The organism is Citrobacter sp. KH_055_1, from assembly GCF_057838705.1.
The window spans coordinates 1,811,407-1,836,585 of the sequence record NZ_CM174473.1; the positions used below are offsets into that span (position 1 = coordinate 1,811,407).

General features: G+C 47.4%; 22 protein-coding genes. All 22 read left to right on the forward strand.

Annotated elements, in window-relative coordinates:
• Positions 1-3 precede the first annotated feature (3 nt).
• On the forward strand, positions 4-1,125 hold the full coding sequence (gmd, locus tag AC3ITF_RS08355) for a GDP-mannose 4,6-dehydratase (RefSeq protein ID WP_096756588.1): 1,122 nt from the start codon (positions 4-6) through the stop codon (positions 1,123-1,125).
• Positions 1,126-1,127: 2 nt separating this feature from the next.
• Positions 1,128-2,093, forward strand: coding sequence for a GDP-L-fucose synthase (fcl, locus tag AC3ITF_RS08360; protein ID WP_117343279.1), 966 nt, complete (start codon positions 1,128-1,130; stop codon positions 2,091-2,093).
• 2 nt (positions 2,094-2,095) lie between these two features.
• A complete protein-coding gene (locus tag AC3ITF_RS08365; RefSeq protein WP_489176313.1) occupies positions 2,096-2,575 on the forward strand; it encodes a GDP-mannose mannosyl hydrolase in 480 nt (159 codons plus the stop codon).
• The gene (gene wcaI, locus AC3ITF_RS08370) at positions 2,572-3,795 is read left to right on the forward strand and encodes a colanic acid biosynthesis fucosyltransferase WcaI (protein WP_489176314.1); all 1,224 of its coding nucleotides are present in this window, start codon (positions 2,572-2,574) and stop codon (positions 3,793-3,795) included. The genes AC3ITF_RS08365 and wcaI overlap by 4 nt, the downstream gene beginning before the upstream one ends.
• Positions 3,796-3,798: 3 nt before the next feature.
• Positions 3,799-5,235 carry a mannose-1-phosphate guanyltransferase gene (gene cpsB / locus AC3ITF_RS08375; protein WP_489176315.1) on the forward strand — a complete coding sequence of 479 codons (1,437 nt, stop codon included), beginning with the start codon at positions 3,799-3,801 and terminating at the stop codon, positions 5,233-5,235.
• A 149-nt stretch (positions 5,236-5,384) separates the two neighbouring features.
• Entirely contained in the window at positions 5,385-6,755 is a 1,371-nt protein-coding gene (cpsG, locus tag AC3ITF_RS08380) for a colanic acid biosynthesis phosphomannomutase CpsG (protein WP_489176316.1), read from the forward strand.
• A 54-nt stretch (positions 6,756-6,809) separates the two neighbouring features.
• Positions 6,810-8,204 carry an undecaprenyl-phosphate glucose phosphotransferase gene (gene wcaJ / locus AC3ITF_RS08385; RefSeq protein WP_489176317.1) on the forward strand — a complete coding sequence of 465 codons (1,395 nt, stop codon included), beginning with the start codon at positions 6,810-6,812 and terminating at the stop codon, positions 8,202-8,204.
• A gap of 2 nt (positions 8,205-8,206) precedes the next feature.
• On the forward strand, positions 8,207-9,685 hold the full coding sequence (locus AC3ITF_RS08390) for an MOP flippase family protein (protein ID WP_489176318.1): 1,479 nt from the start codon (positions 8,207-8,209) through the stop codon (positions 9,683-9,685).
• A 65-nt stretch (positions 9,686-9,750) separates the two neighbouring features.
• Positions 9,751-11,031 carry a colanic acid biosynthesis pyruvyl transferase WcaK gene (wcaK, locus tag AC3ITF_RS08395; protein ID WP_489176435.1) on the forward strand — a complete coding sequence of 427 codons (1,281 nt, stop codon included), beginning with the start codon at positions 9,751-9,753 and terminating at the stop codon, positions 11,029-11,031.
• Complete coding sequence (gene wcaL, locus AC3ITF_RS08400) at positions 11,028-12,248, forward strand: colanic acid biosynthesis glycosyltransferase WcaL (RefSeq protein ID WP_489176319.1); 1,221 nt, start codon at positions 11,028-11,030, stop codon at positions 12,246-12,248. Before wcaK ends, wcaL begins: the two co-directional genes overlap by 4 nt.
• A gap of 11 nt (positions 12,249-12,259) precedes the next feature.
• Entirely contained in the window at positions 12,260-13,654 is a 1,395-nt protein-coding gene (gene wcaM, locus AC3ITF_RS08405; protein WP_489176320.1) for a colanic acid biosynthesis protein WcaM, read from the forward strand.
• A gap of 155 nt (positions 13,655-13,809) precedes the next feature.
• Positions 13,810-14,805 (forward strand): SDR family oxidoreductase, encoded by a 996-nt coding sequence (locus AC3ITF_RS08410; protein ID WP_489176321.1) that lies wholly within the window; start codon positions 13,810-13,812, stop codon positions 14,803-14,805.
• A gap of 228 nt (positions 14,806-15,033) precedes the next feature.
• The gene (galF, locus tag AC3ITF_RS08415) at positions 15,034-15,924 is read left to right on the forward strand and encodes a GalU regulator GalF (protein WP_489176322.1); all 891 of its coding nucleotides are present in this window, start codon (positions 15,034-15,036) and stop codon (positions 15,922-15,924) included.
• A 292-nt stretch (positions 15,925-16,216) separates the two neighbouring features.
• A complete protein-coding gene (locus tag AC3ITF_RS08420) occupies positions 16,217-16,609 on the forward strand; it encodes an adenylyltransferase/cytidyltransferase family protein (RefSeq protein WP_182295788.1) in 393 nt (130 codons plus the stop codon).
• A gap of 15 nt (positions 16,610-16,624) precedes the next feature.
• Positions 16,625-17,722 carry a CDP-glycerol glycerophosphotransferase family protein gene (locus AC3ITF_RS08425; protein ID WP_489176323.1) on the forward strand — a complete coding sequence of 366 codons (1,098 nt, stop codon included), beginning with the start codon at positions 16,625-16,627 and terminating at the stop codon, positions 17,720-17,722.
• Between the two features lie 23 nt (positions 17,723-17,745).
• Positions 17,746-18,486: a glycosyltransferase gene (locus AC3ITF_RS08430; protein ID WP_182295792.1), complete on the forward strand. Its 741-nt coding sequence runs from the start codon at positions 17,746-17,748 to the stop codon at positions 18,484-18,486.
• Positions 18,487-18,552: 66 nt separating this feature from the next.
• A complete protein-coding gene (locus AC3ITF_RS08435; protein WP_489176324.1) occupies positions 18,553-19,371 on the forward strand; it encodes a glycosyltransferase in 819 nt (272 codons plus the stop codon).
• A complete protein-coding gene (locus tag AC3ITF_RS08440; RefSeq protein WP_489176325.1) occupies positions 19,364-20,596 on the forward strand; it encodes an EpsG family protein in 1,233 nt (410 codons plus the stop codon). Before AC3ITF_RS08435 ends, AC3ITF_RS08440 begins: the two co-directional genes overlap by 8 nt.
• Positions 20,596-21,903, forward strand: a complete 1,308-nt coding sequence (locus tag AC3ITF_RS08445) for a flippase (RefSeq protein WP_489176326.1) — start codon at positions 20,596-20,598, stop codon at positions 21,901-21,903. Before AC3ITF_RS08440 ends, AC3ITF_RS08445 begins: the two co-directional genes overlap by 1 nt.
• Positions 21,888-22,757, forward strand: coding sequence for a glycosyltransferase family 2 protein (locus tag AC3ITF_RS08450; RefSeq protein ID WP_489176327.1), 870 nt, complete (start codon positions 21,888-21,890; stop codon positions 22,755-22,757). The genes AC3ITF_RS08445 and AC3ITF_RS08450 overlap by 16 nt, the downstream gene beginning before the upstream one ends.
• Before the next feature lie 50 nt (positions 22,758-22,807).
• Positions 22,808-23,434, forward strand: coding sequence for a glycosyltransferase family 32 protein (locus AC3ITF_RS08455; protein ID WP_489176436.1), 627 nt, complete (start codon positions 22,808-22,810; stop codon positions 23,432-23,434).
• Positions 23,435-23,600: 166 nt separating this feature from the next.
• Positions 23,601-25,007 (forward strand): NADP-dependent phosphogluconate dehydrogenase, encoded by a 1,407-nt coding sequence (gndA, locus tag AC3ITF_RS08460; RefSeq protein WP_181624460.1) that lies wholly within the window; start codon positions 23,601-23,603, stop codon positions 25,005-25,007.
• Positions 25,008-25,179 lie beyond the last annotated feature (172 nt).

Here is a 25,179-nt window from a genome sequence, read left to right on the forward strand (position 1 = left end):
AACATGTCAAAAGTCGCTCTCATTACTGGCGTAACCGGGCAGGATGGTTCTTACCTGGCAGAACTTCTGTTGGAAAAAGGGTATGAAGTTCATGGGATTAAACGTCGTGCGTCGTCGTTTAACACCGAGCGAGTGGATCATATTTATCAGGATCCGCACTCGGGTAATCCAAAATTTCATCTGCATTACGGCGATCTGACGGATACCTCCAACCTGACCCGTATTTTACAGGAAGTTCAGCCGGATGAAGTCTATAACCTCGGGGCGATGAGCCACGTGGCAGTATCGTTTGAATCCCCGGAATACACCGCGGACGTCGATGCGATTGGTACGCTGCGCCTGCTGGAGGCGATCCGCTTCCTCGGCCTCGAAAAGAAAACCCGCTTCTATCAGGCCTCCACGTCTGAACTGTACGGCCTGGTACAGGAAACGCCGCAGAAAGAGACCACGCCGTTCTACCCGCGTTCTCCGTATGCGGTCGCCAAACTGTACGCCTACTGGATAACCGTCAATTACCGCGAATCCTACGGCATGTTCGCTTGTAACGGCATTCTGTTTAACCATGAGTCTCCGCGCCGGGGCGAAACGTTCGTTACCCGCAAAATTACCCGGGCGATTGCCAACATTGCGCAGGGGCTGGAGTCATGTCTGTATCTCGGCAACATGGATTCCCTGCGTGACTGGGGCCACGCCAAAGATTATGTGCGCATGCAGTGGATGATGCTGCAACAGGATCAGCCGGAAGATTTTGTTATTGCCACCGGCGTGCAGTACTCCGTGCGCCAGTTTGTCGAAATGGCGGCCGCGCAGTTGGGCATTAAATTGCGTTTTGAAGGGCAGGGCGTTGAGGAGAAAGGCATTGTCGTGTCGGTGACCGGACACGATGCGCCGGGCGTGAAGCCGGGTGACGTGATGATTGCGGTCGATCCGCGTTATTTCCGTCCGGCAGAAGTCGAAACATTGCTCGGTGACCCGGCAAAAGCGCACGACAAGCTAGGCTGGAAGCCGGAAATCACCCTGAGCCAGATGGTCAGTGAAATGGTTGCCAACGATCTGGAAGCGGCGAAGAAACATTCTCTGCTGAAATCTCACGGCTATGAGGTCGCCATCGCGCTGGAGTACTGAGGATGATGAAACAACGTATTTTTGTGGCGGGCCATCGCGGGATGGTGGGGTCCGCCATCGTCAGGCTGCTGGCCACGCGCGACAACGTGGAGCTGGTGTTGCGTACCCGTGACGAACTGAATCTGCTGGATGCCCGTGCTGTGCAGCAGTTTTTTGCCACCGAACGTATCGACCAGGTGTACCTGGCGGCGGCGAAGGTGGGTGGAATAGTGGCAAACAATACTTACCCCGCTGATTTTATTTACGAAAATATGATGATTGAGAGCAACATCATTCACGCGGCGCACTGCCATAACGTGAATAAGCTGTTGTTCCTCGGCTCATCCTGCATTTACCCGAAGCTGGCCAACCAGCCGATGGGTGAAAGCGAACTGTTGCAGGGAACGCTCGAGGCCACTAATGAGCCCTACGCGATTGCCAAAATCGCCGGGATCAAACTGTGCGAGTCGTATAACCGTCAGTACGGTCGTGATTACCGCTCGGTGATGCCCACCAATCTGTACGGGCCGCAGGATAACTTTCATCCGAGTAACTCGCACGTGATCCCGGCACTGCTGCGCCGCTTTCATGAAGCCTGCGCACAAAATGCGCCGGATGTAGTGGTGTGGGGGAGCGGCACGCCAATGCGCGAGTTCCTGCACGTGGATGACATGGCTGCCGCCAGCATTCATGTGATGGAACTGGACCGCGAGGTCTGGCAGGAACATACCCAACCGATGCTGTCGCACATCAACGTGGGAACCGGCGTGGACTGCACCATTCGCGAACTGGCGCAGACGGTCGCGAAGGTCGTGGGCTACAAAGGTCGCGTGGTGTTTGACGCCAGCAAACCCGACGGTACGCCACGCAAATTGCTGGATGTTACCCGTTTACACCAGTTGGGCTGGTACCACGAGGTCTCGCTGGAGGACGGGCTTGCCAGCACGTATCAGTGGTTCCTTGAAAATCAGCAGCGGTACCGGGGGTAAATATGTTTTTACGTCAGGAAGAATTTGCCACGGTAGTGCGCTGTGCGCCGCTGATTTCCGTTGATTTGCTGCTGGAAAATGCGCGCGGTGAGTACCTGCTGGGCCAACGCCTCAACCGTCCCGCCCAGGGATTTTGGTTTGTGCCAGGTGGACGGGTGCAGAAGGATGAACGGCTCGAAGACGCGTTTGAGCGCCTGACGTTGGCGGAACTGGGGTTACGTTTGCCGCTGTCTTCCGCGGAGTTTTACGGCGTCTGGCAGCACTTCTATGACGATAACTTTTCGGGCACCGATTTCACCACCCATTATGTGGTGCTCGGTTTTCGCCTGAAGGTGAGCGAGGCAGACCTGCGTCTGCCCGATTCCCAGCATGACGACTACCGCTGGCTGACGCCGAAGGCGTTGCTGGCCAGCGATAACGTTCACGATAACAGCCGGGCGTACTTTATGCCGCAACGTCAGGCCGGAGTGCCGGGCTTATGAAAATTCTGGTGTACGGCATTAATTATTCGCCGGAACTGACCGGGATCGGCAAATACACCGGCGAAATGGTGGAGTGGATGGCGCAAGCCGGGCATGACGTTCGGGTGATCACCGCGCCGCCTTACTACCCGCAGTGGAAAGTGAACGGCCGTTATTCCGCCTGGCGTTATCGTCGGGAAGACGGCGATGCCACCGTCTGGCGCTGTCCGTTGTATGTGCCAAAGCAGCCCTCAACGCTGAAACGTCTGCTGCATTTAGGCAGTTTTGCCGTGAGCAGTTTTTTCCCGCTGATGGCGCAGAGACGCTGGAAGCCCGATCGCATTATTGGCGTGGTGCCGACGCTGTTTTGCACACCGGGGATGCGCCTGCTGGCGAAACTCTCCGGGGCACGCACGCTGCTGCACATTCAGGATTATGAAGTTGACGCCATGCTTGGCCTCGGAATGGCCGGGAACAGCAGGGGCGGCAAAGTGGCCACATTGGCCAGCGCGTTTGAACGCAGCGGCCTGCATAACGTCGACTATGTCTCAACCATCTCGCGTTCGATGATGAATAAAGCGCAGGAAAAAGGGGTCGCTGAAGAAAAGGTCATCTTCTTTCCTAACTGGTCGGAAGTGGCGCGATTTCGCGACGTGACCGCGGATGATGCCCGGGCGTTGCGGCAAAAACTCGGTGTGCCTGAAGGAAAAAAAATTATTCTTTACTCGGGCAACATCGGTGAAAAGCAGGGACTGGAGAGCGTGATTGATGCCGCCGACGAGCTGAGTGCTCAGCCCTGGCTGTTTGTGATTGTCGGGCAGGGTGGCGGCAAGGCGCGACTGGAAAACAGGGTCCGCGAGCGCGGCCTGGAAAACGTTAAATTTTTTCCCCTGCAATCTTATGACGCACTGCCTGCGCTGCTGAAGATGGCCGACTGTCATTTAGTGGTGCAGAAGAGCGGTGCGGCGGATGCGGTATTGCCCTCCAAGCTGACCAATATTCTTGCCGTGGGTGGCAATGCGGTGATCACCGCGGAGCCTGATACCGAACTGGGCCAGCTCTGCGATGACCATCCGGGGATTGCGGTATGCGTGGAGCCGGAGTCGGTGAGCGCGCTGGTGGCCGGAATTACCCAGGCGCTAATCATGCCTGACATCAACACGGTGGCACGTGACTATGCCGAACGCACGCTGGAAAAAGACCGCGTGCTTAGCCAATTTATTGCAGATATACGGGGATAAATCATGCGTCAACGCACACTCTTTCCAGTGGTGATGGCCGGTGGCTCCGGTAGCCGGTTGTGGCCGCTGTCCCGCGTCCTGTATCCCAAGCAGTTCTTGTGCCTGAAGGGCGATCTCACCATGCTGCAAACCACGATATGCCGTCTGAACGGCGTGGAGTGCGAAAGCCCGGTGGTTATCTGCAACGAGCAGCATCGCTTTATCGTTGCCGAACAACTTAGACAGCTCAACAAGCTGACCGAAAATATCATTCTGGAACCCGCCGGACGTAATACCGCCCCGGCGATTGCGCTGGCCGCGCTGGCGGCAAAACGTCACAGTCCGGACGCTGACCCGCTGATGCTGGTGCTGGCGGCAGATCACGTGATTACCGACGAAGAGGCGTTTCGCGAGGCGGTTCGCAATGCGATGCCGCATGCCGAGGCGGGCAAGCTGGTGACATTTGGTATCGTGCCGGACTCGGCACAGACCGGTTACGGCTATATTCGTCGCGGTGACGTTTGCCCCGCAACTACCGATACGGTTGCCTTTACGGTGGCGCAGTTTGTGGAAAAACCGGATCAGGACACCGCACAAGCCTACGTGGCAAGCGGCGATTATTACTGGAACAGCGGCATGTTTCTGTTCCGTGCCGGGCGCTATCTGGAAGAGCTGAAAAAGTACCGACCCGACATTCTGAGTGCCTGCGAAAAGGCAATGAGCACGGTCGATCCCGATCTCGATTTTATCCGCGTCGATGAAGAGGCGTTTCTCGCCTGCCCGGAAGAGTCGGTGGACTATGCGGTGATGGAACATACCGCGGACGCGGTGGTGATGCAAATGAGCGCGGGCTGGAGTGACGTGGGATCGTGGTCTTCGCTGTGGGAGATCAGCGCTCATACCGCCGAAGGCAACGTGCATCACGGCGACGTGATCAGCCATAAAACCGAAAACAGCTACGTGTACGCGGAGTCCGGACTGGTGACCACCGTCGGAGTGAAAGACCTGGTGGTGGTGCAGACCAAAGACGCGGTGCTGATAGCCGATCGCAACGCGGTCCAGGATGTGAAAAAAGTGGTGGAGCAGATTAAAGCTGACGGCCGCCATGAGCATCATATTCACCGCGAAGTGTACCGCCCGTGGGGTAAGTATGACTCCATCGACGCCGGAGAACGTTACCAGGTTAAACGCATTACCGTAAAACCGGGTGAGGGATTGTCGGTGCAGATGCACCATCACCGCGCAGAGCATTGGGTGGTGGTGGCTGGGACGGCGAAGGTGACGATCGATGATGACATCAAACTGCTCGGCGAAAACGAGTCTGTCTATATCCCTCTGGGAGCGACGCACTGTCTGGAGAACCCCGGAAAAATCCCGCTCGATCTGATTGAAGTGCGATCGGGATCCTACCTCGAAGAGGACGACGTAGTGCGCTTTGCCGATCGCTACGGTCGGGTGTAGGCACTGAATATCTTGCCGGATGGCGCTGCGCTTATCCGGCCTACAACACCGTAGGCCCGGTAAGTGAAGCGCACCGGGCAATGCATTTAACACTCATTAAAAGGCTCATTAAGAGTCAGGGCCAACTGTTGCCTGAAGAAGGGTAAAACATGACGACATTAACCTGTTTCAAAGCCTACGACATTCGCGGCAGGCTGGGCGAAGAGCTCAATGAAGACATCGCCTGGCGCATTGGTCGCGCCTGCGGTGAGTTTCTGCAACCGAAAACCATGGTGCTGGGCGGTGATGTCCGCCTGACCAGCAACGCATTGAAGATGGCGTTGGCAAAAGGGCTGCAGGATGCGGGCGTGGATGTGCTGGATATCGGCATGTCGGGCACCGAAGAGATTTACTTCGCCACCTTCCACCTCGGCGTGGACGGCGGTATCGAAGTGACCGCCAGCCATAATCCACTGGATTACAACGGCATGAAACTGGTACGTGAGGGCGCACGACCCATCAGCGGCGATAGCGGTCTGCGCGAGATCCAACGGCTGGCGGAAGCCAACGACTTCCCGCCTGTGGATGCGTCCCGACGTGGCCGTTACACCGCCATCAATCCGCGCGCGGCTTACATTGACCATCTGCTTGGTTACATCGACGTCAAAAACCTTAAACCAATGAAGCTGGTGCTTAACGCCGGTAACGGCGCGGCAGGCCCGGTGCTGGACGCCATTGAAGCCCGTTTTCAGTCTCTCGGTGTCCCGGTTGAATTGATCAAGATCCACAACACGCCTGACGGCACCTTCCCGAACGGTATTCCCAACCCGCTGCTGCCGGAATGCCGGGCGGATACCCGTAATGCGGTGATTGAACACGGCGCAGATATGGGGATTGCCTTTGATGGCGATTTTGACCGTTGCTTCCTGTTTGATGAGAACGGCCAGTTTATTGAGGGCTACTACATTGTCGGCCTGCTGGCGGAGGCGTTTCTGGAGAAAAATCCGGGCTCGAAGATCATTCATGACCCGCGTCTGTCGTGGAACACGGTCGATGTGGTGACGGCGGCGGGCGGTAAGCCGGTGATGTCGAAAACCGGTCATGCCTTCATTAAAGAACGAATGCGTCATGAAGATGCCATTTACGGCGGCGAAATGAGCGCTCATCACTATTTTCGTGATTTTGCCTACTGCGACAGCGGAATGATCCCGTGGCTGCTGGTAGCGGAACTGTTGTCCCTGAAAGGACAGCGGCTTGGCGAACTGGTTCGCGACCGCATGGCGGCGTATCCGGCGAGCGGGGAAATCAATAGCACTCTGGCAGAACCGAAGGTGGCGATTGACCGGGTAGAGCAGCATTTCTCCGGCGAGGCGCTGGCGGTGGACAGAACCGATGGCATCAGCATGTCGTTTGTTGACTGGCGCTTCAATTTACGTTCCTCCAATACCGAACCGGTGGTGCGCCTGAACGTGGAATCGCGCGGAGACATTCCGTTGATGGAAGCGCGAACGCGCACTCTTCTGGCGTTGCTGAATCAGTAATGCCGGTGCTTCCCTTGCCCGACAGTGGGCAAGGGGTGACTAACAGGAACCACGATGACACATCTAAAAAAGCGCCAACGCGCGAAAACCAATGCGTCGTTAATCTCAATGGTGCAACGCTTTTCAGATATCACCATCATGTTTGGCGGACTGTGGCTGGTCTGTGAACTGAGCGGTTTGCCCTTCCTGTACATGCACCTGCTGGTGGAGTTGATCACGCTGGTGGTTTTTCAGATGCTGGGGGGGATCACCGATTTTTACCGTTCCTGGCGCGGGGTCAAAATTTCCACCGAGCTGGTGCTGCTGCTGCAAAACTGGACGCTGAGCCTGGTTTTCAGCGCGGGGTTAATTGCCTTTAACAACGATTTTGATAACCGATTCGCCGTCTGGCTGGCGTGGTATCTGCTGTCCAGCGTCGGTCTGCTGCTGTGCCGCGCGTTTATTCGCTACATTGCAGGGTGGCTGCGCAATCGTGGATATAACACCCGTCGGGTGGCGGTAGCGGGCGATCTCCCTGCCGGACAGCTGCTGCTGGACAGCTTTCGCCATGAACCGTGGCTGGGCTTTGAAGTGGCGGGCGTCTATCACGATCCCGTCCCAGGAAAAAACTCCCGCGACTGGGCCGGAAATCTGCAACAGCTGGTGGATGACGCTAAAGCTGCCCGCATTCACAACGTCTATATTGCCATGTCGATGAATGACGGCACCCGCGTAAAAAAACTGGTGCGCGACCTGGCCGACACCACCTGTTCGGTGATCCTGATCCCCGACGTCTTTACCTTCAACATCCTGCATTCACGCATTGAAGAGATGAACGGTGTGCCGGTGGTGCCGCTGTACGACACGCCGCTGTCGGGCATTAATCGCTTGCTGAAACGCGCGGAAGATATCGTGCTGGCTTCGCTAATCCTGCTGCTGATTTCCCCGGTGCTGTGCGGCATTGCGCTGACGGTGAAGCTCACCTCAAAGGGGCCGGTGATTTTCCGCCAGACCCGCTACGGCATGGACGGTAAGCCGATCAAGGTGTGGAAGTTTCGCTCGATGAAGGTGATGGAAAACGACGCGGTCGTCACCCAGGCGACGCAAAACGATCCGCGTGTCACCCGCGTGGGTAATTTCCTGCGCCGCACCTCGCTCGATGAGCTGCCGCAGTTTATTAACGTGCTGACCGGTGGCATGTCGATCGTCGGGCCGCGCCCGCACGCGGTGGCACACAACGAGCAATACCGCACGCTTATCGAAGGCTACATGCTGCGCCATAAGGTGAAACCCGGCATTACCGGCTGGGCGCAAATCAACGGCTGGCGCGGGGAAACCGACACGCTGGAAAAAATGGAAAAACGGGTGGAGTTTGACCTCGAGTACATTCGCGAATGGAGCGTGTGGTTCGATATCAAGATTGTTTTTCTGACGGTATTTAAGGGTTTTGTTAACAAAGCGGCGTATTAAACATGAGCTTACGAGAAAAAACCCTTAACGGTGCCAAGTGGTCGGCGATTGCCACGGTTTTCATCATTGGCCTTGGGCTGATTCAGATGACCGTGCTGGCGCGCATCATTGACGCCCATCAGTTCGGTCTGCTGACCGTGTCGCTGGTGATTATCGCACTGGCCGATACGCTCTCCGACTTCGGCATTGCCAACTCGATTATCCAGCGCAAAGCGATTGGCTATCTTGAACTTACCACCCTGTATTGGCTGAATGTCGGGCTAGGGATGCTGGTGTGCCTGGCGATGTTCCTGCTCGGTGAGGTGATTGCTGATGTCCTGAATAACCCCGACCTGGCACCGCTGATTAAAACGCTGTCGCTGGCGTTTGTGCTGATCCCGCACGGGCAGCAGTTCCGTGCGCTGATGCAAAAGGACATGGAGTTCAACAAAATTGGCATGATTGAAACCAGCGCGGTACTGGCCGGGTTTACCGTGACCGTGATCGGCGCCCATTTCTGGCCGCTGGCGATGACTGCCATTCTGGGGTATCTGGTGAACTGCGCGCTGCGTACGCTGCTGTTTGGTTATTTTGGCCGCCAGATTTACCGCCCCGGGCTGCATTTTTCACTCGCATCGGTGACGTCGAACTTGCGCTTTGGCGCCTGGCTGACGGCGGACAGCATCATCAATTATATCAACACCAATCTTTCCACGCTGGTGCTGGCCCGAACGCTGGGCGCAGGCGTGGCGGGCGGATTTAATCTGGCCTGGAACGTGGCGGTGGTCCCGCCCATCAAGCTGAACCCGATTATCACCCGCGTGCTGTTTCCGGCGTTTGCCAAAATACAGGACGACAGTGAAAAACTGCGGGTGAACTTCTACAAACTCCTGTCGGTGGTCGGCATTATCAACTTCCCGGCACTACTGGGCCTGATGGTAGTGGCGAACAATCTGGTACCGCTGGTGTTCGGTGAGAAATGGCGCGCCATCGTCCCGATCCTGCAACTGCTGTGCGTCGTTGGGCTGCTGCGCTCTGTCGGTAATCCGATAGGTTCGTTACTGATGGCAAAAGCCCGCGTTGATATCAGCTTCAAATTCAATGTCTTCAAAACCTGTTTGTTTATTCCGGCCATTCTCGTTGGCGGACATCTGGCAGGCGCGATGGGCGTGACGCTGGGCTTTTTGCTGGTGCAGGTAGTCAACACCATTCTCAGCTACTTCGTGATGATTAAACCGGTGCTGGGGCCGAGCTACAGGCAGTACATGCTCAGCCTGTGGCTGCCGTTTTATCTCTCCATACCGACGCTGGTGATTAGCTATGGGCTGGGCACTGTGCTGCAGGACCAACTGGCGTTAAGCCTGCTGCTGGGTCTGCAGGTAGCGGCGGGCGCGCTGGCATTTGCGGTGATGATTGTGCTGTCGCGCCACCCGCTGGTGGCGGAACTCAAACGCCCGTTTTGCCGCAGTGAAAAAATGAAAACCTTGCTCCGCGCAGGCTGAATTGGGTTTGTTGTAGGTCGGATAAGGCGACAGCCGCCATCCGGCAATGATTGAAAGAGGTCATGATGAAAGTATTAATTCTCGGCAACCATACCTGCGGCAACCGTGGCGACAGCGCCATTTTGCGCGGTTTGCTGGATGCCATTAACACGCTGCAACCGCAGACGGAAGTGGATGTGATGAGCCGTTATCCGGTGAGCTCTTCCTGGCTGCTCAATCGCCCGGTGATGGGCGATCCGCTGTATTCGCAGATGAAGCAGCACAATAACGCCGCCGGCGTAGTGGGGCGGGTGAAGAAAGTCCTGCGTCGGCGCTATCAGCATCAGGTTTTGCTCTCGCGCGTGACCGATTCCGGTAACCTGCGCAATATCGCCATCGCCCAAGGGTTTACTGATTTTGTCCGTCTGCTGTCGCGCTATGACGCCATCATCCAGGTGGGGGGATCGTTTTTTGTCGATCTGTACGGCGTGCCGCAGTTTGAACATGCTCTGTGCACATTTATGGCGAAAAAGCCGCTGTACATGATTGGTCACAGCGTTGGGCCGTTCCAGGATGCACAATTTAACCAACTGGCGAATTACGTCTTCGGCCACTGTAATGCCCTGATTTTGCGTGAGTCCGTCAGTCTGGACTTAATGAAACGCAGCGAAATCACTACCGAGAAAGTGGAGCACGGCGTCGATACCGCCTGGCTGGTTGATAATCATCAGGACGATTTTGAACCCAGCTATGCCGTCCGGCACTGGCTACACACGGCGGCACAGCAAAAAACCGTCGCCATCACCCTGCGGGAGCTGGCGCCGTTTGATAAACGTCTGGGCACCACGCAGCAGGCCTATGAGCAGGCGTTTGCCGGGGTGGTGAACCGTATCCTCGACGAGGGTTACCAGGTGATGGCGCTGTCAACCTGTACCGGCATCGACAGTTACAACAAAGATGACCGCATGGTAGCACTGAACCTGCGCCAGTACGTTAACGATCCGGCCCGGTATCACGTGGTGATGGACGAACTGAATGACCTCGAAATGGGGAAAATTCTTGGGGCGTGCGAGTTAACCGTGGGCACCCGTCTGCACTCCGCCATTATTTCCATGAATTTTGACACCCCGGCGATTGCCATCAACTACGAGCATAAATCAGCGGGGATTATGCAGCAGCTGGGGCTGCCGGAGATGGCGATTGACATCAGCCATCTGCTGGACGGCAGTCTGCAAACGCAGGTGGCCGACGTGCTCGGACAGTTGCCAGCCCTCAGTATACAGCTGAAAGAGGCCGTGCAGCGTGAGCGCGAACACGGCATGCGCATGGTGCAATCGGTACTGACGCGCATTGAGGAGCAAAAATGAAGGTTGGCTTTTTCCTGCTTAAATTTCCGCTCTCATCCGAGACCTTTGTGCTGAATCAGATAACCGCGTTTATCGATATGGGTTATGACGTCGAAATTGTCGCGTTGCACAAGGGCGATCTCGAAAACACACATGCCGCCTACGAGGCGTACCGATTAGCAGACAAAACGCACTGGCTACTCGACGAGCCGCAAGGCAAGCGAGCCAAGCTGCAATACCGAGGCGCGGCGGCGTGGCAGGGCATTACCCGGGCGGCGACCTGGAAAGCGCTGAATATCTCTCGCTATGGCGAAGAAGCGCGCAACCTGATTCTGGCAGCGATATGTGGGTTAACCCGTAAAACGTTTCATGCCGACGTGTTTATTGCCCACTTTGGACCGGCGGGCGTGACGGCGGCGAAGCTGCGTGAACTGGGCGTGATAAGCGGCAAAATCGCCACGGTGTTTCATGGCATCGATATTTCGCACCGGGAGGTGCTCGCCCGCTATACCCCGGAGTATCAAACGCTGTTTCAGCGCGGCGATCTGATGCTGCCCATCAGCCATCTGTGGGCCGGACGACTAAAAAATATGGGCTGCCCGCCACAGAAGATTGCCGTATCGCGCATGGGCATTGATATGACGCGCTTTACTCCCCGGGAGGTGAAAGCGCCGGGAGAAACGCTGGAAATTCTTTCGGTCGCGCGACTTACCGAGAAAAAAGGGCTGCATGTGGCTATCGAAGCCTGTCGTCAGCTAAAAGCGCAGGGCGTGGCGTTTCGGTATCGCATTCTGGGAATTGGCCCGTGGGAGCGGCGCCTGCGCACGCTGATTGAGCAGTATCAACTCGATGATGTGATTGAGATGCCCGGCTTTATGCCCAGTCATCAGGTCAAAGCGATGTTAGAACAGGCGGATGTATTTCTGCTGCCCTCCATCACGGGAGCGGATGGCGACATGGAGGGGATCCCGGTAGCGCTGATGGAGGCGATGGCGGTGGGGATCCCGGTAGTGTCTACCGTGCACAGCGGTATTCCCGAGCTGGTGGAGTCCGGTAAATCCGGCTGGCTGGCGCCTGAAAACGATGCGCAGTCGCTGGCTGAACGGTTGGCGGCGTTCAGTCAGCTTGATAGTCAGGAGGTGACACCGATTGTGCTGCGCGCGCGTAAAAAAATCGACACGGAATTCAATCAATCCGTTATCAATAAACAGTTAGCCAGCCTGCTGCACGCGCTGTAAACCGAGGTTGTATGCCAGAGAAAAAACTCTCCCGCCGTACCTTTATTACGGCAGGCTCTGCGCTTGTCGTACTCCATTCTCCCGCTGTAAGGGCGCTGGAAGCCGCGCGCAGCGTCAATATTCAGGATTATAACCCGAATGACTGGGTGGCTTCTTTCCGCCAGGCTTTCGCTGAAGGGCAAACCGTCGTGGTCCCTGCGGGTGTAGTCTGTGAAAACATGAATACCGGCGTATTTATCCCACCGGGCAAAACGTTACGCATACTCGGGCGCGTGAGCGGCAACGGGCGCGGGCGGTTTGTTCTGCAGGAGGGAAGTCAGGTAACCGGGGAGGGCAGTGGGAGCCTGCACAATATCACCCTCGACGTGCGGGGATCGGACTGCGTCATCAAAGGACTTGCGATGAGCGGTTTCGGCCCGGTGACACAAATTTATATCGGCGGCAAGACCCCACGGCAGATGCGCAATCTGATGATTGACGATATCACCGTCAGCCACGCGAACTATGGCATCCTGCGCCAGGGATTTCACAACCAGATGGACGGTGTGCAGATCACCAACGGTCATTTTAGTGATCTGCAGGGCGATGCCATCGAGTGGAATGTGGCGATTAACGACCGCGACATCCTCATCTCGGATCATGTTATTGAGCGCATTAACTGCACCAATGGCAACGTGAACTGGGGGATTGGCATCGGACTGGCGGGCAGCACGTATGACAATAGCTACCCGGACGCGCATGCGGTGAAAAACTTTGTGGTGGCGAATATCACCGGCTCTGATTGTCGCCAACTGGTCCATGTTGAGAACGGCAAACACTTTATCATTCGTAATGTTAAGGCTCGCAATATCACCCCGGATTTCAGTAAGAAAGCGGGCATTGATAATGCCACGATAGCTATTTATGGTTGTGACAATTTCGTGATTGATAATATCAATATGAAACAGAGCGCAGGCATGTTAATTGGTTACGGTGTAATCAAAGGGCGTTATTTATCTATTCCGCAAAACTTTAAGCTGAATAATATTCATCTGGATAATAGTCAGCTCGAGTCTACTTTACGCGGCATTCAAATTTCATCAGGTAATGCAACGTCGTTTGTCGCCATCACCAACGTGGAGATGAGGCGGGCGACGCTGGAACTGCACAATCAACCGCAGCATCTTTTTTTACGCAATATCAATGTGATGCAAAAATCTGCCGTTGGGCCTGCGCTGAAGATGCACTTCGACCTCCGTAAGGATGTGCGCGGCAAGTTTATGGCTAAACAGGACACACTGCTGTCGCTGGCCAACGTCCATGCGGTGAACGAAGCCGGGCAAAGTTCGGTTGATATCGACAGGGTGAATCATAAAGTGGTGAACGTCGAGGCGGTGAATTTTCGCCTGCCGGAGCGGGGGCGGTAAGGTAAATCCCCACCATAATCTTACTGGATATCATTGGCTAAAAGATTATAATCACTCAATTACTGTTAAAGCTGGGGCTGGGCAGCATAGACTACTCAGGGAAGAAGCTCATCTTTATCACATGTTTCTTGTGTTACGAACAGACTAAGTGATTTATGAACGATAAAGTTTTGCTCATCGGTGCCTCCGGATTCGTCGGTACCCGACTCCTTGAAACGACTGTTGCAGATTTTGATATCAAAAATCTGGATAAACAGCAGAGTCATTTTTATCCGCACATCACCCAAATTGGCGATGTTCGCGATCAGCAAGCTCTGGATCAAGCGCTTTCCGGCTTTGACACCGTGGTTTTACTGGCGGCTGAGCACCGGGATGATGTAAGCCCTACATCGCTTTACTATGACGTCAATGTTCAGGGCACCCGCAACGTTTTAGCTGCAATGGAGAAAAATGGTGTCAACAACATCATTTTCACCAGTTCTGTAGCCGTCTATGGCTTGAACAAAACCAACCCCGATGAAAAACATCCGCATGATCCTTTCAATCACTACGGCAAAAGCAAGTGGCAAGCAGAAGAAGTTCTTCGCGAATGGCATGCAAAAGCACCAGAGGAACGTTCACTAACCATTATCCGTCCGACCGTTATCTTCGGTGAGCGCAACCGTGGTAATGTTTATAATCTGCTCAAGCAGATTGCTGGCGGCAAGTTCATGATGGTTGGGGCTGGTACGAATTATAAATCAATGGCTTATGTGGGTAATATTGTTGAGTTTATCAAGTATAAACTGAAGAATGTGAAAGCTGGTTACGAGGTTTATAATTACGTGGATAAACCCGATCTCAATATGAATCAACTGGTTACCGAAGTTGAACAGAGCTTAAGTAAAAAAATCCCCTCAGCACACTTACCTTACGCTTTAGGCATGTTAGGCGGTTATTGCTTTGATATTTTGGGCAAAGTGACGGGTAAAAAATATGCAGTTAGCTCGGTGCGCGTGAAGAAATTCTGTGCCACAACACAGTTTGATGCAACTAAGGTCCATTCATCAGGTTTTGTTGCTCCTTACACATTGTCTCAGGGGCTGGATCGCACTTTAAAATATGAATTTTTGCACGATAAGAAAGATGACATTACGTTTGTCTCTGAGTGATGTTTGTCGCAATGAGCCTTAGCTACGATTTTTTTTCGGAAACTGTGCCAAAATTGCAACAATCATGAGTTTCCGAGGAATCTGAGTTAACTCGGGCATGGATGAAGTGTAGTGTTTGCAGACAGTTTATCTCAACGTCATGAGTTGTGTTGAGCAGAGGGTCAGCGATGCTGACTAACATGCGGCTAAAGTCTATACTTTATCAGCCGTTCAGAGGTAGGAGAGAGAATGACTAATTTGAAAGCAGTTATCCCGGTAGCGGGCCTTGGGATGCATATGTTGCCGGCCACAAAGGCAATCCCTAAGGAGATGTTACCGATCGTCGACAAGCCAATGATTCAATACATTGTCGACGAGGTTGTAGCTGCTGGGATCAAAGAAATCGTTCTGGTAACTCATGCTTCCAAAAATGCCGTGGAGAACCACTTCGATACCTCTTATGAGCTGGAGTCACTTCTCGAGCAACGCGTAAAGCGCCAGCTGTTGGCTGAAGTACAGTCTATCTGTCCTCCAGGCGTAACGATCATGAACGTGCGTCAGGCGCAATTGTTGGGCCTGGGCCATTCCATTCTGTGCGCGCGCCCGATTGTTGGAGACAACCCATTTGTCGTGGTATTACCAGACGTCGTTCTGGATACCGCGAGTGCTGATCCGCTGCGTTACAACCTGGCTGCGATGGTGGCGCGTTTTAATGAAACCGGGCGCAGCCAGGTATTAGCTAAGCGCATGGAAGGCGATCTTTCCGAGTACTCGGTTATTCAAACCAAAGAAGCGTTGGATAATGAAGGTAAAGTCAGCCGCATCGTCGAGTTCATTGAAAAACCGGATCAGCCGCAAACGCTGGATTCCGATCTGATGGCAGTAGGGCGCTATGTGCTGTCAGCGGATATTTGGGCTGAACTGGAAAAAACAGCACCGGGTGCCTGGGGACGTATCCAGTTAACAGATGCTATTGCTGAACTGGCGAAAAAACAGTCTGTTGACGCCATGCTGATGACCGGCGATAGCTACGACTGCGGTAAAAAAATGGGTTACATGCAGGCATTTGTGAAGTACGGGTTGCGCAACCTGAAGGAAGGGGCGAAGTTCAAGGAAAGCATCAACTCCTTGTTATCCTAAACATTACTGAATCATTTCGTTTATATGCGATAGCCAAGCACTTCATATCTTTAATTTATGGAGTGTTTGTGATTTTTTATATGTTTTGTGTTGGAGATAATGTCGTAATTCTTGGTGTTTTCTAACTTTTAAAAGTTATCAGTAAATCTTAGAAGTGACACGAAATAACGCCTAAACTGCGTCATTTATCACAGACAATTGTGGACGATCTGTAAAATAGTGTACGGGTAGCTGTTAAGCCTGGGGCGGTAGCGTGTTTAAATGTGGTGTAGCAATCTTAGAGGATTAAAAAATGAAGAAAGTTATTACTTTTGGGACATTTGACATATTTCATATAGGCCACATTAATATTTTAGAAAGAGCTGCGCAGTTTGGTGATTATCTTATTGTGGGGGTATCTTCGGATGAACTGAATTTTTCTAAAAAACAACGATATCCAGTCTATAATGAAAAAGAAAGGGTCAAGATTATCTCTTCATTGAGAGTGGTCAATGAAGTATTTATCGAGGAATCGTTAGAGCTTAAACTAGAATATATAAAAAAACATGATGCAGATATTTTGGTTATGGGGGATGATTGGGAGGGGCGGTTTGATTGGGTTAAACCGGCATGTGAGGTAATTTATTTGCCAAGGACACCTTCTGTTTCTACTACAGAAATTATTGAGATATGTAGTAAAAGGTAGGAAAGAGAAATATTCATGAAATACATCAGGATTGTACTAGAGTTAATAACTCTTGTTTTGCTGCTTCCTTTTAATCGTTTGATCCACAAGAAATATTATATATTTTATTCCCCTCTTGGTTACGTTGGCAATGTTAGATATGTTTATGAATACTTTGAACAAAAAGGCGAGCATGTATTATTCATCACTAATGATCATCTAAAAAAATCATATTTTTCTACGCTATTAAGCTTGATCCAAGGGCGTTATATTTTTCTCACGCATGGTGTTGGTCAACTTCCTTTTTTATTTTTTCTAAACCAACGTGTACAGTTATGGCATGGATTACCGATAAAAAAAATTTTGTTGGATTATAGTGGTGATTACCAGAAAAGTAAGTATGATTTCATAAATGTGCTACTAAAAAAAATACTCAAAGCTAGAATAAATTTATTTTATAATTATCTTGTTACTTCAGATAGTATGCTGGGTAAACATTTATCTCAGTCAATGGCCTTGCCATCGCAAAGAGTGTTAAAATTGGGGACTCCATCTATTGCAAAATCATACGAATATTATACCTTAAACAAAGAGAATCCCACTGACACACATTCTGTTTATAAAGTATTGTATATGCCAACATGGAGAGACGGCAATGGTACAGTCTCAGAGATTATTGATAGTTTTATCAGTGAACATACTTTCTTTAAGGATAATGGCATTGAAATTTTCTGTAAATTACATCCTTTAGACATTAAATACAACAAAATAAAAGAAATCCCTGTTAATGGTAATATCCATCTCCTACAACAATCAGAAGATATTGTTAAATTATTATCAAAATTTGATTGTTTGATGACGGATTATTCTAGTGTGTGCTTTGAGTTTTCACCACAGCAAAAACCATGTATCTTTTATGTGCCAGATCTTATCGACTACTTTAATCAACGAGAAGCTTATATTAACGTAGAACGATTTTATTTCGGGCAACCTCGTAATATTCAAATGTTGAAAACTGCGTTGCTAGATTCACGTAATGGTAGATGGAGTAACATCAATTACAAAGAATATTGCGGAGAAAATGCTTCGGCGCTAGAGAATATTTATAATAAATTTGCGACCTTGAAGTCTTAAATATCATAGTTTTGGAATTTGAAATGGTAGATGAAATTTTTTCGATTATAATGCCTGCATATAATGCAGAGACAACTATCGCAGCAAGTATTAATTCTGTGCTAATGCAAAGTGAGAGCAATTTTAAATTATATGTAGTTAATGATTACTCAACAGATAGCACAAAGGAAATTGTCCTGTCATTTACTGACAGTAGAATCGTATATTTAGAGAATGATGTTAATTTAGGTGTAGCTAAAACCAGAAATAAAGCGATAGAAGCATGTGGTGGTATATATATTTGCTTTCTGGATAGTGATGATTTATGGCACCCTCAAAAACTTGAAAAGCAATTAAGTATATTAAACAAAGGGTGGGATGTCGTTGCAAATAATTATTCTACATTTAGATATGATATCGCAAATATAGTTAACAAACGAACTTCACCGGAAGTAATAAGTTTTGATGATATGTTGAAAAGTAATTATATTGGCAATCTTACCGGTATATATAATGCTAAGAAATTAGGTAAATTTTATCAGAAAACAATTGGCCACGAAGATTATGTTATGTGGTTGGAGATTTTCGCAAAAACCAAGCAAGCTTATTGTATACAGGAAAACCTTGCTTACTATAGACTTTCTAAAAATTCGCTATCGGCTAATAAATTAGTCGTGATGTTATGGCAATGGAATATTTACAGGAGAATATTACATTTGCCTTTAATAAAATCGATATATTACTTCATTTGTTATATTTATTTAGGTCTTTCAAAAAGAGTATGAGTTTTTTTGATCCTAAAGAAGTAGTTTAAATAATTAATTCCTAAATAAACAGGGAAACGATGCGAAATGAAATTAGCAATTGGAATTTCAACAGTTGATAAAAATATAAATGGTCTTTATGATAAAATTAAAAATATACCTTCAGATATCGTTATTATAATATCCCATCAAGACCACCAAGATACAGTAATCGATAATACACTCACTCAATTATCAAATGTATATATTTTTACTAAAAATGAGCGTGGTTTAAGTAAAAGTCGAAATACACTATTAGAAAAAGCAATAACACTGGGTGTGGATTATTTAATCATTAGTGATGATGATGTTTACTATAAAAATGATGGTTTAGAGATATTAAGCCAGTATCTTATAAAAGAAGATGGATACTTATCTCATTATCAACTTCAAAGTTGTGATGAAAAAAATAATCTGCGCAAAAAATATAAAGCAGATAGTTATGAAATTAAAAAATTTGATGTCTTTAAAGTTTCATCAATTGAAATGTGTATAAATATTCATCTTGTTAACGAAAGTAACATTAAATTTGACGAACGTTTCGGCTTGGGCAGCATTTATGCTGCAGGTGAAGAGCCGATATTCTTATCGGACGCACTTAGCTATAATCATCATATACGTTTTCTACCAGTCACTGTAACTATACATCCATTAGAAAGTTCTGGAGCTAGGATATATACAGATGAGAAAACCTTAGCAGCAAGAGGAGCTATATTTATACGGTGTCTTGGGAATTTCATGGGAATTCTTTGCGTGTGTGCTTTTTGGTTCAAAAAATATATTCTGGAAAAGAAAGAAATTGATAATAAAATACCAAAATTCAGAGCGTTATGTATCCTCATGAGAGGATGTTTTAAACATGTTTAAAGGAACTGGTGAACTTAATCGTAAAATTCCAAGCATTTTGATAACGAAATTCCTGCCGGTAGTTTTAAGTGTTGCTGTTTCATTGTTAATATTCTACTATCCACTATTATCTGCAATAATTTTGGTTTTCTTATCTCCACTTTTAAGTCCGTTCGCCCGAAAATTATCCCTTTTATTTGTTGCCACGGTTATAATTCTTTTTTTTGCAACGCAGAAACCATTTAGTGACATTGCTGAATATATGTCTATTTATAGTAGTATATATGATGGAAGTGTTGATATTTTAAACTACCCACGTTTTGGTAAAGGTCTTGAATTTATGTTCTTGGCTTTTATGAAGCTCGTAGGATATATTACAGGTGCTAATGAACAGGTTTTATTGTTAGCAAGTTACTGCTTGATAGTTGCGTTGTTGACATCGATAACAAAGGATATCGATAATAAATTTAGAGTCATGTTGTTAGGGCTATTTTTCCTGAATCTGGGGTTTATTGAAGTTACATCATATTTTTTACGACAGATTATCTCAACCTTAATTTTTCTCTATTCAATAAAATCAACAACTAAGCATAGATGGGTATTATTCTTTGTTAGCTTTTTCTTTCATATCTCTGCTGCTATTAATATTATAATTTATATAACGTATCTTTTAACTAGAAAGAAAAAAGTTTCATGGCCAATAATTATTGTTTTTTCTTTTTTAGGAACATTATTTCTTTTTTTATCCCCGATTTTCGATTTTCTTTTACAGCGATTTAGCGATGTATCTTCAAATGATAAATTTAGCACATTACCTCTGAATTATGTAATAATTACTACCGTTAATTTATTAATAATATGCCGATTACGATTTCTATCAGGCAATGTGGATCGTTTGATTTCATTTTTGTTAATTAAAGAAGCTGTACTTTTTTATATGTTGCTGCCTTTCCCCGCTCTATCAAATAGATTAGGCATGGTTTTATTTGCACTCTATCCGTTCTTTTTAAAAGATTACTTGTTTAATTCCTACATGAGATTTAAACTGAAATTTTTCTATGGCTGTTTATTGTTAACAATAAACTTGATCCCATTCCTGTACTTAATGCTGAATGTTACAGCAGGGAATAACTCTTACACATTTCTTGAGTCACGCCCTTTAAATGAAAACGTGTATAATATAATAAATTATCTAACACACACATTTAGTAATGGCCTTGAATATATTAATCAGGGTAACCAATAATGAAAAGATATCTTAGCAATCTTTTTTGGTTATTAAGTGATAGAGTGTTTATGCTTATTTTTCAGCTAACACTTTTTTCCGCTATAAAAAGATTATATGGTCTGGATACTCTGGGAGAGTGGGCGACAATAACTAACCTTTCTCAACTATTATTATCTTTTTTCTTATTTGGCATAGATATTGTCGTTGTTAAACGAATTGTTGAGAATCCAAACGATGCTGGTAAAGAAATCGGATCTGCTCTTTTTCTGCAGTTTTTAGGCATTGCTGTCTATACGTTATCAATGATTGCGATTGTATATTTTGCATATTCACATATGAAGCATGCTATATTATTTTTATCGATAATCTTGATGTCGAATTTATTGAGTCTATTCTCTAAAGTTATTTACTTTCATTACAGTGCATTAGTTGAGTCAAAGTATCGGGCTTTCACTATTATTTTGAGTATCACTTTATCATATGTTTATTTGTGGATGTGTATATATTTTAAGTGGTATGTTTTTTATGCCTATCTACTTTTCTATGTATTTCAGGGAGTATTAAGCGTAATCATCTATTTTTATTGGTTTAAGCCAAGATGCAAATGGAGTGTAGACAGAAATACTGTAAAAATTTATTTTGCATTAGGAATAAAATTAATAATCTCTACAATTAGTGTTTCATTATTTTCGCAGTGCGATGTTTTACTTCTTGAGCATTTGGTTGGAACAAGCGAAACTGGCGCTTTTAGCGCAGCGCTACGTATTTCAGCGATCTGGTTTATGTGTGCCGGGATCATAGGGAATGCTTTCTTTCCAAAAATTGTTCAGTTGGTTAATAGAAACGAAAATGACGCGTTCATATTTCTTGAATGGATTTGTGGTGCTGTAAGCTTGTTAACTATCATTGCATCAATCGTTGTAACTTTTCTTGCGCCGTTCATTATGAAAATTTTATATGGCGAGGGTATGTTACTATCTTCACGCATTCTATCTATCCATATATGGACGAGTTTATTTATATTCCTTGGATCCTTCTCATCAAAATGGTTATATGCCAAGAATTGGATTCATTTGGATATCTATAAAACTGTTATTGCTGCGATTTTGAATGTGATATTAAATGTCATTTTTATTCCTATATATGGAGCTATTGGCGCAGCTTTTGTTTCAATGTTCTCCTATTGTATAGCTAACTTTATATTTTTCCTTTTCATAAAAAAAACCAACCCGTTGTTTTTTATGCAACTAAAAAGCTTATTCTATATTCTTACACCATGGCGAGTTATTACTAACTATTCGAGAATAAAATGCCTATTTCAATAGTCACTCCTGTATACAACAGAGCCTCTCTTATTGGCAACTTATTTCAATCACTGCTTAAGCAAGATATCTTTGAGTTTGAATGGATTGTAATCGATGATGGTTCAACGGATAATATTAAAGACGTTATGCATGAATTTCAATCGTCATCACCCTTTACTATAAAGTTTCACCAAAAAGAAAATGGAGGTAAACCTTCAGCTGTGAATGAAGGAGTAAAAGAGGCCAGTTATGATTGGATTTATATAGTTGATAGTGACGATTTTATTGCACAAGATGCCATCTCTGTAATATCAAATGATGTTATGAAAATTGCAGATCCTTCATGTGCGGGAATGGCTTATCTAAAAGCTTTTTCTGATACTGGTAATATTGTTGGCGATAAATTTAATACTAAAATTCTTGATTATAAGTTTTTTTCAGGTATAAAAGGGGATAAAGCTCTGGTATTAAAAAGGGATTTGTTGAAGGGGAATTCATTCCCTATTTTTGATAATGAAAAATTTATAACAGAAGCATTTTGCTGGAATGTTATACTAGATGAGCATTATTTATTTGCGAATAATAAAGTGATTTATTTTTGTGAGTATTTAGAAGATGGGTTGACGCATGATTACTACAATCTGCTCAAGAAAAATAAACAGGGCACCTTGGCTTTTGTTACGTCCAATCTATCATTGAAAAACATTAATTTAAATATTTATAAGCAAGCAGTATATCATTTTACTCCTGTGATGAGTGGTGAAAATTTAAACCGCATTAAGAGTAAGGTTTCACCAATTAGATATTATACGTTTAGAATGTTGTTAGTGCTTTCCTTTTTCAAAAAAAATTTATTAAAGGTATTGAAAAATTGATTCCTAAAATAATTCATTATATTTGGTTGGGAGGGAACCCTCTCCCTAGAATGTATTCTGATTGCATGAGCACATGGGCAGTTCATGCAAAAAATTTTGAAATTAATTTATGGGATGAAGAAAGGTATTTTAAAACTTTTGGCGCGAATGAATTTGTTGATGAAATGCTGAGAAAAAAGAAATATGCTTTTGCTACAGATTATATTCGTTGTCAAATACTTGCAAAGTTCGGTGGTATTTACCTTGATACAGATATGGAGCTTATTAAAGATATTTCTCCATTAGTTGACAACGTTGCTTTCCTGGGTGAGGAAGATATTGCAACGCCCAGTTGTGGAATATTAGGTTCTGAACCGGATTTTTGGCTCTTCGAACAGTTAAAAGATCATGTGGCAGAGGCTAAGGGACTTATTACCATTCCTGTTTTGTTGAAGAAGTTATTAATATCTCAGGGAATCGAGCGTGATTTAGCACAATCTTTTAGTACAATAAAAGATGTGACGATCTATAATGCAGATTATTTTTATCCATTCAATCCTTATGGTAAAAATAAACGCGACCAACTTCTCTTGCTCTATATAACTCAGGATTGTTATGCCATTCATCACTGGGCTAAAAGTTGGAACCTCTCTTTGTCAGAAAGAATTATCAAGAAAATTAAAAGCTATATAAAGTAGGTCGTTCAGGTAGCGAAGTAATTCATATGATACTGTTTTTCTGATGAGATTGTTATAATAAAAGTGCATCTTCTGCTACCTACTTTCGGCATAGCTGAGTTAACATCTACCCCACATTCAAGCTGCGCATACATCGCGTGGTGACCACACCTGACAGGAGTATGTAATGTCCAAGCAACAAATCGGCGTCGTCGGTATGGCAGTGATGGGGCGCAACCTGGCGCTCAACATAGAAAGCCGTGGTTATACCGTCTCTATCTTCAACCGCTCCCGCGAAAAAACTGAAGAAGTTGTTGCCGAGAACCCGGGTAAGAAACTGGTTCCTTATTACACGGTGAAAGAGTTCGTCGAGTCTCTTGAAACCCCGCGTCGTATCCTGTTAATGGTGAAAGCGGGCGCAGGCACCGACGCTGCCATCGATTCCCTGAAGCCGTACCTGGATAAAGGCGACATCATCATTGATGGCGGTAATACCTTCTTCCAGGACACTATCCGTCGTAATCGTGAACTGTCTGCGCAAGGCTTTAACTTTATCGGTACTGGTGTTTCCGGTGGTGAAGAGGGCGCGCTGAAAGGGCCTTCTATCATGCCTGGTGGTCAGAAAGAAGCGTACGAGCTGGTTGCGCCGATTCTGACGAAGATCGCTGCTGTCGCCGAAGACGGTGAGCCGTGCGTAACGTACATCGGTGCGGACGGTGCGGGTCACTACGTGAAGATGGTTCACAACGGTATCGAATATGGCGATATGCAGCTGATTGCTGAAGCCTACTCCTTGCTGAAAGGTGGTTTGAACCTGTCGAATGAAGAGCTGGCAAGCACTTTCACCGAATGGAACAATGGTGAACTGAGCAGCTATCTGATCGACATCACCAAAGACATCTTCACCAAAAAAGATGAAGAAGGTAAATACCTGGTTGACGTCATTTTGGATGAAGCGGCGAACAAAGGCACCGGTAAATGGACTAGCCAGAGCTCTCTGGATCTCGGAGAGCCGCTGTCGCTGATCACTGAATCCGTATTTGCGCGTTATATCTCCTCTCTGAAAGAGCAGCGTGTTGCAGCTTCTAAAGTCCTGACCGGACCTAAAGCTCAGCTTGCGGGCGACAAAACCGAATTTATCGAGAAAGTGCGTCGTGCACTGTATCTGGGTAAAATTGTGTCTTACGCCCAGGGCTTCTCTCAGCTGCGTGCCGCTTCTGACGAACACAACTGGGATCTGAACTACGGTGAGATTGCCAAGATCTTCCGTGCCGGCTGCATCATTCGTGCGCAGTTCCTGCAGAAGATCACCGATGCTTACGCTAAAAATTCCGGTATCGCTAACCTGCTGCTTGATCCGTACTTCAAGAACATTGCTGATGAATATCAGCAGGCGCTGCGTGATGTGGTGGCGTATGCCGTGCAGAACGGTATTCCGGTTCCGACCTTCTCCGCGGCGGTTGCCTATTACGACAGCTATCGTGCAGAAGTTCTGCCTGCTAACCTGATCCAGGCGCAGCGTGACTACTTCGGTGCGCACACCTATAAGCGCACAGATAAAGAAGGCGTGTTCCATACGGAATGGCTGGATTAATCTGATTTAGCCCTAACGAAAATGCAGGCCCGGAGCACTCCTCCGGGCTTTTTTATGGGCAAAAAACGGCATTCGGTCAGGTCTGATAGGCGTAGCTGTGCTAAATCACGATATAATGCAACTATGCTGATCCGATACGACAACGTTGGGTCTAACGATGGTGAGTTGTTCA

What these genes read in the sequence shown, in the direction of transcription:
- AC3ITF_RS08455 (WP_489176436.1), top strand. Translation starts at nt 22,808, where the DNA reads ATGTATTCTGATTGCATGAGCACATGGGCAGTTCATGCAAAAAATTTT.
- wcaI (WP_489176314.1), top strand. Translation starts at nt 2,572, where the DNA reads ATGAAAATTCTGGTGTACGGCATTAATTATTCGCCGGAACTGACCGGG.
- AC3ITF_RS08435 (WP_489176324.1), top strand. Translation starts at nt 18,553, where the DNA reads ATGAAATTAGCAATTGGAATTTCAACAGTTGATAAAAATATAAATGGT.
- AC3ITF_RS08410 (WP_489176321.1), top strand. Translation starts at nt 13,810, where the DNA reads ATGAACGATAAAGTTTTGCTCATCGGTGCCTCCGGATTCGTCGGTACC.
- AC3ITF_RS08365 (WP_489176313.1), top strand. Translation starts at nt 2,096, where the DNA reads ATGTTTTTACGTCAGGAAGAATTTGCCACGGTAGTGCGCTGTGCGCCG.
- wcaK (WP_489176435.1), top strand. Translation starts at nt 9,751, where the DNA reads ATGAAAGTATTAATTCTCGGCAACCATACCTGCGGCAACCGTGGCGAC.
- AC3ITF_RS08390 (WP_489176318.1), top strand. Translation starts at nt 8,207, where the DNA reads ATGAGCTTACGAGAAAAAACCCTTAACGGTGCCAAGTGGTCGGCGATT.
- gmd (WP_096756588.1), top strand. Translation starts at nt 4, where the DNA reads ATGTCAAAAGTCGCTCTCATTACTGGCGTAACCGGGCAGGATGGTTCT.
- AC3ITF_RS08430 (WP_182295792.1), top strand. Translation starts at nt 17,746, where the DNA reads ATGGTAGATGAAATTTTTTCGATTATAATGCCTGCATATAATGCAGAG.
- AC3ITF_RS08445 (WP_489176326.1), top strand. Translation starts at nt 20,596, where the DNA reads ATGAAAAGATATCTTAGCAATCTTTTTTGGTTATTAAGTGATAGAGTG.
- cpsG (WP_489176316.1), top strand. Translation starts at nt 5,385, where the DNA reads ATGACGACATTAACCTGTTTCAAAGCCTACGACATTCGCGGCAGGCTG.
- fcl (WP_117343279.1), top strand. Translation starts at nt 1,128, where the DNA reads ATGATGAAACAACGTATTTTTGTGGCGGGCCATCGCGGGATGGTGGGG.
- AC3ITF_RS08420 (WP_182295788.1), top strand. Translation starts at nt 16,217, where the DNA reads ATGAAGAAAGTTATTACTTTTGGGACATTTGACATATTTCATATAGGC.
- wcaL (WP_489176319.1), top strand. Translation starts at nt 11,028, where the DNA reads ATGAAGGTTGGCTTTTTCCTGCTTAAATTTCCGCTCTCATCCGAGACC.
- cpsB (WP_489176315.1), top strand. Translation starts at nt 3,799, where the DNA reads ATGCGTCAACGCACACTCTTTCCAGTGGTGATGGCCGGTGGCTCCGGT.
- AC3ITF_RS08450 (WP_489176327.1), top strand. Translation starts at nt 21,888, where the DNA reads ATGCCTATTTCAATAGTCACTCCTGTATACAACAGAGCCTCTCTTATT.
- wcaJ (WP_489176317.1), top strand. Translation starts at nt 6,810, where the DNA reads ATGACACATCTAAAAAAGCGCCAACGCGCGAAAACCAATGCGTCGTTA.
- wcaM (WP_489176320.1), top strand. Translation starts at nt 12,260, where the DNA reads ATGCCAGAGAAAAAACTCTCCCGCCGTACCTTTATTACGGCAGGCTCT.
- AC3ITF_RS08440 (WP_489176325.1), top strand. Translation starts at nt 19,364, where the DNA reads ATGTTTAAAGGAACTGGTGAACTTAATCGTAAAATTCCAAGCATTTTG.
- AC3ITF_RS08425 (WP_489176323.1), top strand. Translation starts at nt 16,625, where the DNA reads ATGAAATACATCAGGATTGTACTAGAGTTAATAACTCTTGTTTTGCTG.
- galF (WP_489176322.1), top strand. Translation starts at nt 15,034, where the DNA reads ATGACTAATTTGAAAGCAGTTATCCCGGTAGCGGGCCTTGGGATGCAT.
- gndA (WP_181624460.1), top strand. Translation starts at nt 23,601, where the DNA reads ATGTCCAAGCAACAAATCGGCGTCGTCGGTATGGCAGTGATGGGGCGC.